The 15577-nt window shown below is 70.3% G+C and carries 10 protein-coding genes and 2 pseudogenes; 9 read left to right on the forward strand and 3 right to left on the reverse strand.

What is annotated here, in order from left to right; translation table 11 throughout:
- Positions 1-8: 8 nt before the first annotated feature.
- A complete protein-coding gene (locus tag OG787_RS39115) occupies positions 9-1040 on the reverse strand; it encodes a phosphatase PAP2 family protein (protein ID WP_369032913.1) in 1032 nt (343 codons plus the stop codon).
- Positions 1041-1257: 217 nt separating this feature from the next.
- On the reverse strand, positions 1258-2421 hold the full coding sequence (locus tag OG787_RS39120; RefSeq protein WP_369032912.1) for a mannosyltransferase family protein: 1164 nt from the start codon (positions 2419-2421) through the stop codon (positions 1258-1260).
- A gap of 255 nt (positions 2422-2676) precedes the next feature.
- On the opposite strand from OG787_RS39120, the gene OG787_RS39125 reads away from it, so the two are divergent.
- The gene (locus OG787_RS39125) at positions 2677-4293 is read left to right on the forward strand and encodes an MFS transporter (RefSeq protein WP_369032911.1); all 1617 of its coding nucleotides are present in this window, start codon (positions 2677-2679) and stop codon (positions 4291-4293) included.
- A gap of 659 nt (positions 4294-4952) precedes the next feature.
- Entirely contained in the window at positions 4953-6152 is a 1200-nt protein-coding gene (locus OG787_RS39130; RefSeq protein ID WP_369032910.1) for an acyl-CoA dehydrogenase family protein, read from the forward strand.
- 39 nt (positions 6153-6191) lie between these two features.
- Here the strand turns inward: OG787_RS39130 and OG787_RS39135 are convergent, their stop codons facing one another.
- Positions 6192-6635 carry a cell division protein SepF gene (locus tag OG787_RS39135; protein WP_369032909.1) on the reverse strand — a complete coding sequence of 148 codons (444 nt, stop codon included), beginning with the start codon at positions 6633-6635 and terminating at the stop codon, positions 6192-6194.
- Positions 6636-7554: 919 nt separating this feature from the next.
- Between OG787_RS39135 and OG787_RS39140 the strand changes: the two genes are divergently transcribed.
- From OG787_RS39140 to OG787_RS39170, 7 genes and pseudogenes are all read left to right on the forward strand, one after another.
- Positions 7555-7746, forward strand: a complete 192-nt coding sequence (locus tag OG787_RS39140; protein ID WP_369032908.1) for a hypothetical protein — start codon at positions 7555-7557, stop codon at positions 7744-7746.
- A pseudogene (locus OG787_RS39145) lies at positions 7743-9500 on the forward strand (FAD/NAD(P)-binding protein); the annotation flags it as partial. The gene OG787_RS39140 and the pseudogene OG787_RS39145, both read left to right, overlap by 4 nt.
- A gap of 539 nt (positions 9501-10039) precedes the next feature.
- Complete coding sequence (locus tag OG787_RS39150) at positions 10040-11131, forward strand: LLM class flavin-dependent oxidoreductase (RefSeq protein ID WP_405538419.1); 1092 nt, start codon at positions 10040-10042, stop codon at positions 11129-11131.
- On the forward strand, positions 11128-12438 hold the full coding sequence (locus OG787_RS39155) for an NtaA/DmoA family FMN-dependent monooxygenase (RefSeq protein ID WP_369032906.1): 1311 nt from the start codon (positions 11128-11130) through the stop codon (positions 12436-12438). Before OG787_RS39150 ends, OG787_RS39155 begins: the two co-directional genes overlap by 4 nt.
- Positions 12439-12562: 124 nt before the next feature.
- Positions 12563-13220 (forward strand): annotated as a pseudogene (locus tag OG787_RS39160) (DUF1684 domain-containing protein).
- A gap of 174 nt (positions 13221-13394) precedes the next feature.
- Complete coding sequence (locus tag OG787_RS39165; RefSeq protein WP_389357738.1) at positions 13395-14303, forward strand: S1 family peptidase; 909 nt, start codon at positions 13395-13397, stop codon at positions 14301-14303.
- A 220-nt stretch (positions 14304-14523) separates the two neighbouring features.
- The gene (locus tag OG787_RS39170; protein WP_369032904.1) at positions 14524-15546 is read left to right on the forward strand and encodes a slipin family protein; all 1023 of its coding nucleotides are present in this window, start codon (positions 14524-14526) and stop codon (positions 15544-15546) included.
- Positions 15547-15577: the final 31 nt, after the last annotated feature.

A 15577-nucleotide genomic window follows, 5' to 3' on the forward strand; every position in this document is an offset into this window, starting at 1 on the left:
CCTGCGGCTCAGCCGTTGCCGGGCAGCGGGCGGGCCGAGGGGGCGCCGGTGCCGCGCGGGGCGCGGTCCGCGTGCGGCGGACGCCGGCTGCCGGTCGGCGTGATCGGGGTGCGCTCCGAACGGGCCGCGTGCGGATGGGCCGGATGGGTGGGCGTCCGGGACGAGCGGGCCGCCGGGGTGGTGTTCTCGCGGGCCGTGGCCTCTTCCTCGGCGGTCGCGTGCGGCCCCAGCAGCGCGGGCGTGCCGACCCGGGCCGGTACGGGCGCCGTGCTGGTGCCCTTGCCGCGGGCGCGCCAGCGGTCGCGCAGCGACAGGATCCAGGTCTCGGTACGGGGGATCAGCGGCTCGAACCACGGCAGCGCGAGCAGGACCAGAAGCCCCGCGACCCAGCCCAGGACGACATCGCTCAGCCAGTGAGTACCGAGATAGACCGTGGTGAGGCCGACGCCGAGGGACATCAGTGCCGAACCGGCGGACAGCCAGCGCCTGGCCAGCGGGCCGGTGGCCAGATAGGCCAGGATCCCCCAGGTCACCACGGCGTTCGCGGTGTGACCGCTGGGGAATATATCCCCGCCCATGCCCATTTCGTTCGAGCCGATGGTGGTCGCGTAGTGCGGTCCGAGCCGGCCCATGCCGATCTTGGCGGCACCCACGGTGACATTGAGCAGCAGCAGCGCGACACCGAACACGAGCAGCGGGCGCAGGGTGTGCTGACGCCAGGCGCGCCAGCCCAGCCAGGCCGAGATCATCACGGCGGTGGGGCCGCGCTGGCCGAGCACCACGTAGTAGTCGAGGAACGCGTGGATCTCCGGCCACTGCTGGTAGGGCCGGAAGAACATGACCTGCCAGTCGAGCCGGACCAGCCATGAGGTGATCACTACGGCCCACACGGTGGCGAGGTAGAAGGCCAGGGTCGCGACGAGGAGCGCGATCCGGTGCCTGCTCATCTTCGGCACATCGATGTGGGTCGGCCGTTCCGGTTCCCGGTCCAGCCTTGCGAACACCCGGTCCAGACGGGCGAGGTTTCCTTCGGTACTCACTCAATCGACGTTACAGCGAGTGAGCGCTGTTCTCCGCCCAATCTGCGGCTTTGTAATGACGATGTGATGTGGGATTCCTCTCAGGATGATGTTTAATTCCGCAGAATCCCTATTGGGGAGCGCGCCTTCCCTTCATTTCCATTGATCATGCGGCGAGCTTGTTTAATGGCCCTTTCGAATTAGTTCACCGTGCGGTCGTCCGGAATTCGCCCGGCGGTCAGGGCGGTCCCGAGCCGTTCAGCCAGAACGCCCCGTAGACCGCCGAGGCCACCGCGACCACGCCCGTCACCAGCGCCGACCTGGACGTACGCAGCCGGGCCAGGGCCAGGGCGAGCGGCAGCAGAAGGGGGAAGGCGGGCAGCAACAGACGTGGTTTCGAGCCGAAGTAGCTCGACGCGCACAGGGCCAGCAGGGTGACGACACCCGCGTACACCAGCAGCGGCAGCGGCTGGCGCTGCCGTACGCAGACGGCGTACAGCCAGATCAGCAGGCCCACGCCGACGATCAGTCCGATCCCGGCCAGGGCCGACGGGAACGACGTGAACTTGTCGGCGACGAAGCGGGCGAAGGCGGCGCCGCCGTCGAAACCGTTGCGCCAGCCGGCCTGGACGTCGAGGTAGCCGAAGGGGCCCTTGCCGGTGCGGTGGCCGACCCACAGGACGTATCCGGCGGCGCCGAGCGGTGCGATCAGCATGGCGAGGGCGCGTCGCCATACGGGCTCCCCTTGGTTCCGTACGCCTTGGAGGTGGGAGGCGATGGCCGCCGTCCACACCGCCGCGACCACCGCGAGGCCCACCGGGCGGGTCAGGCCCGCCAGGAGGGCCAGGGTGCCCGCCGTCAGCCAGCGGCCGGTGAGGACCGCGTACAGGGACCAGGCGGCCAGCGCCGTGAACAGGGACTCGCTGTACGCCATCGACTGGACGATCCCGACCGGCAGCACCGCCCACAGCAGCACCGCGCAGACACCGGCCCGGCGGCCGTAGACGTGATCCGCGACCGCGAACACCCCCCACGCGGCCGCCAGCGAGGCGACGATGCTCACCGCGAAGCCCGCGTCGGCGTACGACATCGGGGTAGCCGAAGCCAGGAGCCGCTCCAGCCAGGGCAGCAGTGGGAAGAAGGCGAGATTCGAGTGCACATCGCCGTTGGGGAGACGCACCTCATAGCCGTAGCCGAGTTCCGCGACCCGGGTGTACCAGACCGAGTCCCAGCGGGCCGTCAGCAGTTTGTACGCGCTCTTGTCCCGCGCCGCGCTCCACACGGCCAGCGCGACCAGGCCCAGCAGACGGACGGCCGCGTACCCGAGGAGGGCGGGCGCCGCTCGGCGGAGCGTGGGCAGCGCCGGGAGCGCGGGAGGCGGGCGGGTTCCGAGGTCGGTCACCGGTCGATTATCGACGGCGTATCGAACAAGGGCGGGCGGGGAGGCGGGCGGCCCGCCGGGCGCGTGGTGTACACCACACGGGTTCCGTGGACGGGTGAGAGGTCCGACACTTTTCGCCGCTGCGAACTCGCGTACGCTGTCGGACCACTCGCTATTCGCCGCGCGGACTGAGGACACCGCTCCTCCTCAGCCGGAGCCCCGGGGAGTCCCCACCCCGCGGACCGCCGAACGCGAGGGAACCTTGGAGGTACGTACATGTCCGGGACGACCAGGGCTGCCGCTGCGCTGCGCCGCCGGGCGGCCGGGGCCGGTGCCGGAGCCAACCGCTGGGTCGTCCTTCTCGTCCTCTGCACCAGCCTGCTGCTCGTCGCGGTCGACGCGACCGTGCTGCACGTGGCGGTACCCGCCGTCAGCGAGGACCTCCGGCCCGGCGCGATAGAGCTGCTCTGGATCGTCGACATCTATCCGCTGGTCTGCGCCTCGCTGCTGATCCTGTTCGGCACGCTGGGCGACCGCGTCGGCCGGCGGCGGATCCTGCTTCTCGGGTACACGCTGTTCGGCGTCGCCTCCGGACTGGCCGCCCTCGCCGACAGCGCCCAAGTGCTGATCCTGGCGCGGGCGTTGCTGGGTGTCGGCGGCGCGATGATCATGCCCGCGACGCTCTCGATCCTGCGGCAGGTCTTCCCCGACCGGCACGAGCGGGCGCTGGCGATCGGTGTGTGGAGCGCGGTGGCGGCGGTGGGCGCGGCGGTCGGGCCGCTGCTCGGCGGCTTCCTGCTGGAGCACTTCTGGTGGGGCTCGGTCTTCCTCGTCAACATCCCCCTGATGCTGGTCAGCCTTCCGGTCGGCCGGCTGCTGCTGCCCGAGTCGCGCGGTGAGCGGGACACCGGTCCGTGGGACGTGGTCGGCGCGCTGACGGCGGCGGGCGGGCTGTTCGGCGTCGTGCTGGGCGTGAAGCGGCTGGGTGGCGGGGAGGGCGCGGGGAACTTCCTGACGGTCGTGCCGCTGGTGGCGGGTGTGCTGCTGCTGGTGGTGTTCGTACGGCGGCAGCGGCGGCGCAAGCATCCGCTGGTGGACCTGGGGATGTTCGCCCGGCCGGCGTTCAGTACGTCCGTCGGGTGCATCGTGCTGGCGATGCTCGCGCTGGTCGGGCTCGAGCTGATCGCGGCGCAGTATTTGCAACTTGTACTGAAGCTCTCGCCCCTGGAGACGGGGCTACGGCTGCTGCCGCTGACGCTGGCGGCGATGGCGGCCGGGTTGGCGGGGGCGCGGCTGCTGCGGCGGTTCGGGCCGCGGACGATGGTGTGCGCCGGGTTCTGCCTCACGGCGGGGGCGGTCGTGCTGCTGATGGCGATGGGCGGGCGGGACAATCCGGGGCTGTTGCTGTCCGGGTTCGTGCTGCTGGGCTTCGGGCTGGAGACGACGCTTTTCGGGGCGTACGAGTCGATGCTGGCGGAGGCTCCGGCGGAGCAGGCGGGTGGGGCGGCGGCGATCGGGGAGACGTCGTACCAGCTGGGCGCGGGGATCGGGATCGCGCTCCTGGGGAGTGTGATGAACGCGGCTTACGCACCGGGGGTGGGGTCGGTGCCCGGGGTGCCCGCGTCGGCGTCGGCTGCGGCGGGGCATTCGCTGGGCGAGGCGTACGAGGTTGCCGGGCGGCTCGGGGGGTCGCCTGGGGCGGCGCTTCGTTCGGCGGCTCGGGATGCGTTTGTGCACGGGCTGCATGTGACGTTGCTGGTGAGTGCGGGGTTGTTGGTGCTGGGGGCGGTGATGGCGTTGCGGTTGCCGCGGGTCATGCAGTGTGGCGGGGCGGGTGGGCTGGCCGCGGTGCCTGGGCCCCGGGAGGTTGCGGGGAGCCGGGTGTCGGTGTGAACGGGGGGTTCGCCCACCCGCCCACCCGTGCGGCTTGATCGAGACGTGGGCGTCTCCTGTGGGGGCGGAGGTCTGTTGGCGGCTGCGGGTCGATACCTTTCCCACCCGCCCACCCGTGCGGGTCGGTTCAATCGCGGGCGTCTCCTGTGGGGGCTGGCGTCCGTAGGCGGCTGCTGGTCAGGGCCTTTCCCGCCCGCCCGCCTGTGCGGGTGGGTCGCGGCGTGGACCTCTGCCGTGGGGCGTGGGGGAGCGTTGGCGGCTGCGGGTGGTTCGGCGGGCCGCTGCCGGCATTGCTCACACCTTGTCGGGTGAGTGAGAGGCCTGCATGTCAGTTGGCCCGCACGGGCGGGTCGGTGGGAGAAGTTCTGACGCTGACTTGCAGCCGCCTACGGACGCCAGCCCCCACAGGAGACGCCCGCGATTGAACCGACCCGCACGGGTGGGTGGGCGGGCGGGAAAGGTCCTGACCCGCAGCCGCCGACGAACGTCAGCCGCCACAGGAGACGTCCGCAATTGGACAGGCCCGCACGGGTGGGCGGGTGGTAGAGGTCGTAGGCGGCGGTCGATTTCGTCCTCAGCCGTGGACGTGCGGCATGCTTCGTCGTAGCGTCGGGGTGTTGTAACTAGCGGTGCTAGTTAAAGTTATCGGAGGCTTCTCTGTGGCTGGGTTTGTGAAGCTGCCCCCTTTTGATCCCGCCGACCCGCTCGGGCTCGACGACACGCTCGACGCGGAGGATCTGGCGATCCGGGACACCGTGCGGGCCTGGGCTGCGGATCGGGTGCTGCCGTATGTCGGGGGGTGGTTCGAGGACGGGGAGCTGCCGGATATCAGGGGGCTTGCCCGGGAGCTGGGGGGTATCGGTGCCCTTGGGATGTCGCTCGACGGGTATGGGTGCGCCGGGGCTTCCGCCGTGCAGTACGGGCTTGCCTGTCTGGAGCTGGAGGCCGCCGACTCCGGTATTCGGTCTCTTGTCTCTGTGCAGGGGTCTCTCGCCATGTACGCCATCCACGCCTTCGGGAGCGAGGAGCAGAAGCAGCACTGGCTGCCCCGGATGGCCTCCGGCGACGTCATCGGCTGCTTCGGGCTCACCGAGCCCGACCACGGGTCCGACCCCGCCGGCATGCGTACCTACGCCAAGCGTGACAGTGGCGACGGCGGCGACTGGGTGCTCAATGGGCGGAAGATGTGGATCACCAACGGGTCCGTCGCCGGTGTGGCCGTCGTGTGGGCGCAGACCGATGACGGGATTCGTGGGTTTGTCGTGCCCACCGACGCCCCCGGCTTCTCCGCGCCCGAGATCAAGCACAAGTGGTCCCTGCGCGCCTCCGTCACCAGCGAGCTGGTGCTGGACGGCGTGCGGTTGCCCGGTGATGCGGTGCTGCCCGGTGTCACCGGGCTTCGCGGGCCCCTCAGCTGTCTCTCCCACGCCCGGTACGGGATCGTCTGGGGTGCCATGGGGGCGGCCCGGTCCTGCTTCGAGGCCGCCGTCGACTACGCGAAGACGCGCGAGCAGTTCGGGCGGCCCATCGGGGGGTTCCAGCTCACCCAGGCCAAGCTCGCCGACATGGCGGTCGAGCTGCACAAGGGGATTCTGCTCGCCCACCATCTGGGGCGGCGCATGGACGCCGGCCGCCTGCGTCCCGAGCAGGTCAGCTTCGGCAAGTTGAACAACGTACGCGAGGCCATCGACATCTGTCGTACGGCCCGGACGATCCTCGGCGCCAACGGGATCTCGCTCGAATACCCCGTGATGCGGCACGCGACGAACCTCGAGTCGGTGCTCACGTACGAAGGCACCGTCGAGATGCACCAGCTGGTGCTGGGCAAGGCGCTCACCGGACTTGACGCCTTCCGCTGACCTGAACAGCGGCCGGCGCGGCCGGTGAGCTGCCTTGCCTCAGCTCTGGTTGAAGAAACCGTCCGCCCGGTGCGGCTGGGCCTCTCCGCTGACGATCTCCGTGTCGGAAGGGGTCAGCAGGAACACGCGGTTGGACACCCGCTCGATCGAGCCGCGCAGACCGAAGATGAGGCCTGCCGCGAAGTCGACGACGCGCTTGGCGTCGGCGGGCTCCATGGCCGTGAGGTTCATGATGACCGGGACGCCGTCCCGGAAGAGCTCGCCGATGGCGCGGGCGTCCCGGAAGCTGTCCGGGGTGACCGTGCCGATCCGACGGCCCTTCTCCTCGGCCACCTCGCCGGCGACCTTGACCCGGGGGTCCGTGACCCAGGCATCCCCGGGCTGCTCGGTTCCCTCGGAGTAGTCGTCGTCGTTGTAGTAACGCTCGTCATCGTTGTCGTCGACGAGGCCAAGCCAGGCGCTTGCCTTGCGTACCGATCCCATGGACGCCTCCTCTCACAGCGGTCCTTCTTGCTTTCCGCATCCCTATCGTCATCCATGATGCGGATGGCGCGCCAAGTGAATAGACGCCGCGCGGGGGTTTCGTGACGGTACTGGTGCACAACCATTTCGTCGAGAGGCCCCGCGCCGCAAGGGTCTTGCTGTGTGCGGCTGCTGACTGAGAGTGAAATATGATTCTTCGTGGCGTATGGGTGAGCGTTGGGACGTATGGGTGAATGGGCGTCCTGCCCGCATTCCTGACGGAGCCTCAGGCGCGGCCGGCGGAGGCCCAGTCACCTCCGAGGTGGATCTGACGCATGATCAGTCCTTCAGGAACACCTTCAGAAACACCTTGTGCGTCCGCCGCCTCGAAGGTCGTCCCGGCGCCGGGCACCACGTTCAGGCCGGACAACTGGGTCAGATCTGTGACCTTCGTGAGTTCGGGGAGAGGAGGGAAGAGGGAGGGAGGAGAGGAGAAGGGGGTTGCGGGAGGAGAAGGGGGGCGCGTGAGGGGAGGGGTGTGCGCGGGTGTGAAGGCGCTGGCTGAGCGTGAAGTGCGTGATGTGCGCGGGAGAACGCGAAAAGGCGCCCGTGCGAGCGGGCGCGCAGGGGGTCAGCTCAACAGGAGGAGGACCACACTCGACCAAGGTCGATGTGGGAGCGTTTGACCAGCCACTGCTGTGGATGCATGGGGTAAGTGGAACAGGCATCCGGTTCGGCGTCAACCGACATGAGACGAACCGCTCACAGTTCGGACAGCCTTGACAGTGAGGGGAAACGGCGCCGTACAGTCGGTGAACGGCCCTGCTGAGGGGCTCGGCCGTAACGCGCGCCAGATACGACGTTCCGCGTCGTGTCCGCGCCGCGCGCACCCGTGTGAAGGCATCACCGTGTTCGACCTATCGCGTCACGGAGCCCTCGCATGTCCTCACACACCCTGGCCACGTCGGCCCCACCCGCGGACGCGGAACAACAACCACGCGACGAGACCCTTCCGGCCGTCGTCCGGCGCCGTCGGCGAGGCCAGTTGCTCACGCTCCGGCCGACCGCCGTCGCCGTCATCGGGCTGACGCTGCACGAGGCCGCGTACTCGATCGAGGGAGTTGCCCGGTGAGGCCGGCTCTCGTCATCGTGGGGGCCGGTCCGCGGGGGACCGGTCTTCTGGAGCGGATCGCCGCCAACGCGCCTGAGCTGTACGGGGATTCGGGCCTCGACATCCATCTCGTCGACCCCCATCCGCCGGGCGCCGGCCGGATCTGGCGCCAGGAGCAGTCCCCGCTGCTGTGGATGAACTCGCAGGCCCAGGACGTCACCATGTTCACCGACGAGACGGTGACCATGAAGGGCCCGGTGCGCCCGGGGCCCACGCTGCACGAGTGGGCGGACATCGACGGCCGGGTCTTCTCGGACCGGCAGCGCCTCGGCGCCTATCTGAACTGGGTGTACGAGGATTCCGTGGCCGCCCTGCCGCCCGGTGTCCGAGTCCAGCACCACACCGGGCGCGCGCTGCGGGTCAGCGGGCCGCGCGAGGGACGCCAGCAGGTGTGGCTGGAGGGACGCGCCCGGCCGCTGCTCGCCGACCTCGTCGTGCTGACGCTCGGCCATCTCGACGCCGAACTCGACGACGAGCAGCGTGAGTTGGCCTCGTACGCGCAGGCTCATGGGCTGGTCCATCTGCCGCCCGACTTCACCGCCGACAGTGATCTGTCCGCGCTCACGCCCGGTGAACCGATCCTCGTGCGCGGCTTCGGGCTCGCCTTCGTCGACCTCATGGTGCTGCTCACCGAAGGGCGAGGTGGGCGCTACGAGGGCGATCCTTCCGGTGCGGAGGGGGAGTTGACCTACGTGCCGTCCGGGCACGAGCCCGTGCTGTACGTCGGCTCGCGGCGCGGGGTGCCGTACCACTCGAAGATCGGCTACGACTGGACCGGCGAACGGCCGCCGCTGCCACGGTTCTTCGGGCCCGCCGAGGTGGACGCCCTGCTCGCGCGTCCGGACGGCTTCGACTTCCGGCGGGACGTATGGCCGCTGGTGGAGAAGGAGTTGGGGTTCGCGCACTACCACCGGCTGTTCACCGTCCATCCGGAGCGCACGAGTGGCACCTGGACGGACTTCGAGGAGAAGTACGCCGCCGCTGACCGGGCGGAGCGGGAGGTGCTGGTCGCCTCCACCGTGCCCGACCCGGCCGACCGGCTCGACCTCGACGCCCTCGACCGTCCGCTGGAGGGGGTGCGGTATCCGTCGTACGAAGCGCTCCAGGAGGGGCTTCGGGGGTACATACGGGATGATCTGACCCGGCATCACGATCCCTCGTACAGCCCTGACTTGGCTGTCTTCCTCGGGCTGCTCTCCGTCTACGGGCAGTTGGTGCGGCTCGGGGACATCGGGTCGTGGTGGCACGGCTTCTTCAGCTATCTCGCCTCGGGGCCGCCCGGGCCCCGGCTGCGGCAGATGCTCGCGCTGTCCCGGGCCGGCATCCTCAACTTCCTCGGCGCCGACACGATCGTCACCGCAGAGGACGGGGTGTTCCGGGCGAGCGGTGCGAGTGTGCCCGGTGCCTCGGTGGAGGCCCGCGCGCTTGTCGAGGCACGGCTGCCGGAGCCGACCGTGGAGCGCGCCCGCGACGCCCTGCTGCGCGAGCTGTACGCCGACGGGGCCGCCGTCACCCCTGAGGGGCTGCTTGCCGTGGACCCCGGTGACGGGCGGCTCCTGGACCGGGACGGCCGGCCGCATCCCCGACGTTTCGCGCTCGGTCCGCACACCGAGGCGCGGGGTTCCGGGGCGTTCACCCGGCCGCGCACCGGCGGTCCCGCGTTCCGCCAGAACGACGCGACGGCGCGCGCCGCGCTGTCCTTCCTACGGGCGCTGGACTGTCGCGAGCGCGGTGTGGAGTCCGGTCACTTCCTCGGCGCCGAGTCCGGCGTCGGGCGCGGCGCCGAGCGCGTTGCCGGGTCCGGTGTCGAGCGCGGTATTGGGCGCGGTGTCGGCTCCAGCGCTGAGCGCGGTGCCGGGCCCGGTATCGAATCGGGCGCCGGACCGGGTGCCGAATCTGGTGTCGGGCGTGGTGCTGAGCGCGTTGCCGGGTCCGGTGTCGAGTCCGGTATCGGACCTGGCGCCGGACCTGGCGCCGAGTCTCGTGTCGGGCGCGGTGCTGAGCGTGCTGTCGAGGCCGGTGTCGAGTCCGGTATCGGGCTTGGCGCCGGACCTGGCGCCGAGTCTCGTGTCGGGCGCGGTGCTGAGCGTGCTGTCGAGGCCGGTGTCGAGTCCGGTATCGGGCTTGGTGTCGAGTCCGGTGCCGGGCAGGGCGGTGAACTCGATGCCCGAGCGGGCGCCGAGCGTGACACCGCCGCCTGAAGTCCTGCCTTGCCATGCGGGTGCTGTGAGCGCACCGACGAAAGGTTTTCCCCATGACCTCAACGCACGGTCGGGGGCTGCTGCATCTGGCCGCTGCCGTCGACCGACAGGGATTGTTCGACGCCGACCTGTACGTCGAGTCGGCGCGGCTCGCCGAGCGCGGTGGGCTCGACTTCGTGACGCTCGGGGACTCCTTCACGCGCCCCGGCCCCGACGCGCTCGGGGTGCTCGCGCGGGTCGCGCCCGCCACCTCGCGGATCGGTCTTGTGCCCACCGTGACCACCACGCACACCGAGCCCTTCCACGTCCAGGCTGCGGTGGCGTCCCTCGACTGGGTCAGCGGCGGTCGGGCCGGCTGGCAGCTCGACGTGTCGGCGACCGAGGCCGAGGCCCGGCTCTTCGGCCGTCGTCGTGCCGAACCCGGCGACGCGCTGTGGCGGGAGGCCGGCGAAGTCGCCGACGTGGCCGCCCGGTTGTGGGACAGCTGGGAGGACGACGCCGAGATACGGGACGTGGCGACCGGCCGTTTCATCGACCGGGACAAGCTGCACCACGTCGACTTCCAGGGCGTCAATTTCTCCGTCAAGGGTCCGTCCACCGTGCCGCGGCCGCCCCAGGGGCACCCCGTCCGTGTCGTCGACGCGACCGAGGGACAGGCCCGGCAGACCGCGGCCCGGTACGCCGACGTGGTGCTTGTCCGGGCCGTGAGCGCCGCCCAGGCGGGTGCCGTACGGGACGAACTGCGGGTCGCCGCCAAGGACTTGGGGCGTGATCCGGACGGGCTGCGGGTCCTCGCGAGCCTCGTCGTCGACCTTGGGGGCGGTGAGTACGCCGCGGCGCCGGGACACGGGGGAGGCGGTCCCCGGCCGAGCGTGCACGGGCCGCTGTACCGGGGCGGGCCCGTCGACCTCGCCGAACTGATCACCGCCTGGCACACGTCCGGCATCGTCGACGGCTTCCATCTCGTCCCCGCCGAGCCGCGCCGCGACCTGGAGCGGCTCGTCAACGGCACGGTGGCACTCCTCCAGCACCGGAGCCTGTTCCGCACCTTCTACCCGGGCCGCACTCTCCGGGAGCACCTCGGACTGGCCCGGCCCGTCAACCAGTACGCCGGGTCGGTCGTGGCCGCCAGGGGTGCGTCATGACCGTGCGGGCGCCGGGGCGTCGGCAGATGCACCTCGCCGCGTACTTCCCGGGGGCCGACAGCACCACCGTGTGGGCCGATCCGAGGGCCGGGTCGCAGATCGGGTTCGCATCCATCGAACGGCTCGCCCGGACCGCCGAGCGCGGGCTGTTCGACTTCTTCCTCCTTGCCGACGGGCTGCGGCCGCGCGAGCACGAGGATCGGATTTATGACCTGGACGTGGTCGGGCGGCCCGAGTCGATCACCGTGCTGAACGCGCTCGCCGCCGTCACCGAGCGGATCGGGCTCGCCGCCACCGTCGACGCGACCTTCGACGAACCGTACGAACTCGCCCGCAGATTCGGCACGTTGGACCATCTCAGCGGCGGCCGGGCCGCCTGGAACGTGGTGACCTCGGCTGATGCCCTCACCGGCGAGAACTTTCGGCGCGGCGGCTTTCTCGACCGGGCCGATCGGTATCCGCGCGCGGCCGAATTCGTCGAGGCGGCACGGGAGTTGTGGGACTCCTGGACACCGGAGGGGGTGTCCCGGCCCTTCGCGTACCGGGGTCAACACTTCGACATCGCGGGCGAGTTCGGCGTACCGCGCTCACCGCAGGGGCAACCGGTGGTGATCCAGGCGGGGGACTCGGGGGAGGCCCGGGAGCTCGCCGCGTCGGCCGCCGATGTGGTCTTCGCGAGGTACGGGAGTCTGGACGCCGGGCGGGCCTTCTACGCCGACGTCAAGGGGCGGCTCGCGAAGTACGGGCGGGCGCCCGGGGACCTGAAGGTCATGCCCGGGGTGGGCGTCGTGCTTGGCGACACCGACGCCGAGGCGCGGGAGAGGGCCGCCGAGATCCGCCGGCAGCAGGTCTCGCCGCAGCACGCGATCCTCGCGCTGGAGGAGATCTGGGGCACCGACCTCTCCTCCTACGACCCCGACGGGCCGCTGCCCGACTTCGACCCGGTGCCGGGGACGGCCGTGGTGCGGGGGCGGAGCGGGATCGCCGACCCGGTCCAGGTGGCCGAGCGGTGGCGGGCCCTGTCGCGGGCGAAGGGGCTGTCGATCCGGCAGACCGTCATCGAGGCGAGCGGCCGGCACGTCTTCGTCGGCACCCCGCGGTCGGTCGCCGACGGGCTCGACACGTTCGTACGGGAGGAGGCGGCCGACGGGTTCGTCCTCGTCCCGCATCTCACCCCGGGCGGACTGGACGAGTTCGTGGACCTGGTCGTGCCGCTGCTCCAGGAACGTGGCGCGTTCCGTACGGAATACGAGGGGGTCACCCTGCGCTCGCACCTCGGGCTGGGCGAACCCGTATGGACGGGCTGACAGGGCGTCGCGCCGACAAAGATGACATACAGGTTGTGTACGGGCCGCGCACAGAACGCGTGGTCCGGGCGTGTGCCGAGGGCGGCGCACGGAGTGTTTCCAGGGAGTGAGCTGGAGTGGGTTCATGACGGTGGACGCGTCCGAGGTGTCGCAGAAATGGCACGAACGGCGCATCGGGACGGTGTCGGCGCCCTACGGGCCCCTCTCGCTCGTCGGTACGCACCGGGCCGAGGGCATTCCGGACGGTCGAATTCCGGCCATCCGCGGGCGGTGGACGTCCGACGGTGACGTGGTTGTCCTGACCGCCGTGGCCGGGCGACGCCTGGTCGTACTGGTGCGCGAGGGTGGCTGGGGCGTGCGTGGCTTCGACCCCGCCGCCGAGACCCGTACGGGGTTCAAGGGCGTCGAGGTCACCGCGTACGACCCGCGCCGGTCGGTGCCCGGCCGGTTCACCTCGTACGACGGGCGACGCACCGTGGGCCGTCTTCGCCGACTCGACCAGCGGCGACGGCGGTTATCGCCTCCGGTTTCCGCGTCCTGCCGCTCCGGGCGCGGAGGGGCGCGCGACGGTGGACTTCAACCGGTCCCTGCTTCCATCGTGTGCGTTCGCCGACCGCTTCGTCTGCCCCTTTTCCCCGCCGGGGAATACGCTGGTCGTCGCGATAGCCGCAGGGGAACGCGATCTCCGCTGGAACGATGCCGGTACGCCGCCAGAGCACTGCCCGAGCATCACCGGAACACCTAGCTCCTTGATCAACCCCTCCGGGTCGTACGGGGGTTGAACATCGTGAGGCCGAAAGGCGCCCTTGCGTCGGTCGGTGGTACGGCCGAATACTCCCACCCAGCGCTTGTCAGGGTCACAGCATGTTCGGAATCCGGACAGAGTGGTCCCTGACTGCGCCTCACGGGCCCCGACCCCACGCGGGCCCCCGACTTCCCATGTGGAGGAACGACAAGTGAGGATCAAGCGCACCACCCCCCGCAGTGGCATCACGAGACGGACCCGGCTGATCGCCGTCAGCACCGGACTCGTGGCCGCGGCCGCAGTCGCGATCCCCAATGCGACCGCCGCCGACGTCACCTCCTTCAGCACCGCCCAGCTCTCGAAGGCGAGCAGCTCGGTGCTCAAGGCCGACATCCCGGGCACCGCCTGGGCCGTCGACGCCAAGACGAACCGCGTTGTCGTCACCGTCGACAGCACGGTCTCCAAGGCGGAGATCGCGAAGATCAAGCGGCAGGCGGGCACCACCGCCGGCGCCATCACCATCAAGAAGACCCCGGGTACGTTCAACAAACTGATCTCCGGCGGCGACGCTATCTATGCGAGTAGCTGGCGCTGCTCCCAGGGCTTCAACGTCCGCAGCGGCTCCACGTACTACTTCCTCACCGCAGGTCACTGCACCGACGGCGCGGGCAACTGGTGGTCCAACTCCGGTCGTACGACGCTGCTCGGCGCGACCTCGGGCTCCAGCTTCCCGACCAACGACTACGGGATCGTCCGCTACTCGACCAGCTACCCGACGAGTTCGATCTCGGGCACCGTCGGCAGCGTGGACATCACCAGCGCCGCCACCCCGTCCGTGGGCACCACGGTCTACCGCCGCGGTTCCACCACCGGCACGCACAGCGGCCGGGTGACCGCCCTGAACGCCACGGTCAACTACGGCAGCGGTGACATCGTCTACGGCATGATCCAGACCACGGTCTGCGCCGAGCCCGGCGACTCCGGCGGGCCGCTCTACTCCAACGGCGGTGTCGCCTACGGTCTGACCTCGGGCGGCAGTGGCAACTGCACCTCCGGTGGTACGACCTTCTTCCAGCCCGTCACGGAGGCCCTGAGCGCCTACGGCGTCAGCGTCTTCTAGGGCAACCGGCTGGAACAACCGGCGCCATCGGTTTTCGCACGGCCTGACCTGTAGCCGGCAGCAGCAGGAGAGCCCCCGTACGCAACTCGCGTGCGGGGGCTCGCTCTTGTGCGCCTGACGGAGTTACCTTCGAAGTACAGGAAGTATCGCCAGTACGGGAAATACCGGCAGTACAGGAAGTCTCCCCTGCATACGCCCACTTCGGACCCTGGGGGCCGGCATGGTCGAGGAGCTGGTGACGGCGGGAGTCGCTGTCGCGTCCGTCGGAGTGATGTACGTGGCATCGGCGGCGCGAGTCGTCAAACAGTACGAGCGGGGTGTGGTGTTCCGGCTCGGTCGGCTCACGTCGAACGTCCGTGGGCCAGGGTTCACCGTGATCGTGCCCTTCGTGGACAAGATCCGCAAAGTCAACATGCAGATCGTGACGATGCCGGTGCCCGCGCAGGAGGGCATCACGCGGGACAACGTCACGGTCCGGGTCGACGCGGTCGTCTACTTCAAGGTCGTCGACGCGGCGGACGCGGTCGTTCAGGTCGAGGACTACCGGTTCGCGGTCTCGCAGATGGCGCAGACGTCGTTGCGGTCGATCATCGGCAAGAGCGATCTCGACGATCTCCTGTCCAACCGGGAGAAGCTCAACCAGGGCCTGGAGCTGATGATCGACAGTCCGGCGATGGGCTGGGGTGTGCAGATCGACCGGGTCGAGATCAAGGACGTGTCCCTGCCGGAGACCATGAAGCGCTCGATGGCCCGGCAGGCCGAGGCGGACCGGGAGCGGCGGGCCCGGGTCATCAACGCGGACGCCGAGCTACAGGCCTCGAAGAAGCTGGCGGAGGCCGCCGGGGTGATGTCCGAGCAGCCCGCCGCGCTCCAACTCCGGCTGCTCCAGACGGTGGTGGCGGTCGCGGCCGAGAAGAACTCGACACTCGTCCTGCCCTTCCCGGTGGAGCTGCTCCGCTTCCTGGAACGGGCACAGCAGCCGGCCGGGCAGCCAGCTGGGCAGCAGGTCGGGCAGCCGGTCGCGCCCTCGGCCGAACGGCCGGTCGCGCCGGCGCCGTCGGCGGGGTCGCCGGAGGCGGCGCGGGTGTCGGACGCGTCGGACGACGGGGAGCGGTCGGTGATCGCCGAGCGAGCCGACCAGTCCGGGCAGTCGCTGTCCGAGCAATCGCTGCACGAGCAACTTCCGTCCGCCGCGTCCCTGTTGGAACTGAGCCCCGAAGGGGCGAATTCAAGACAGGACTAGACCTCACCGTCTGCCTACTCGTTACTCACCC

Source organism: Streptomyces sp. NBC_00075 (genome assembly GCF_045041225.1).
GTDB lineage: Bacteria > Actinomycetota > Actinomycetes > Streptomycetales > Streptomycetaceae > Streptomyces > Streptomyces adonidis.

Bases quoted from the DNA above. Each gene is read 5' to 3' on its own strand.
- OG787_RS39135 (WP_369032909.1), bottom strand. From the start codon at position 6,635: ATGGGATCGGTACGCAAGGCAAGCGCCTGGCTTGGCCTCGTCGACGAC.
- OG787_RS39150 (WP_405538419.1), top strand. From the start codon at position 10,040: ATGACCTCAACGCACGGTCGGGGGCTGCTGCATCTGGCCGCTGCCGTC.
- OG787_RS39155 (WP_369032906.1), top strand. From the start codon at position 11,128: ATGACCGTGCGGGCGCCGGGGCGTCGGCAGATGCACCTCGCCGCGTAC.
- OG787_RS39125 (WP_369032911.1), top strand. From the start codon at position 2,677: ATGTCCGGGACGACCAGGGCTGCCGCTGCGCTGCGCCGCCGGGCGGCC.
- OG787_RS39140 (WP_369032908.1), top strand. From the start codon at position 7,555: ATGTCCTCACACACCCTGGCCACGTCGGCCCCACCCGCGGACGCGGAA.
- OG787_RS39170 (WP_369032904.1), top strand. From the start codon at position 14,524: ATGGTCGAGGAGCTGGTGACGGCGGGAGTCGCTGTCGCGTCCGTCGGA.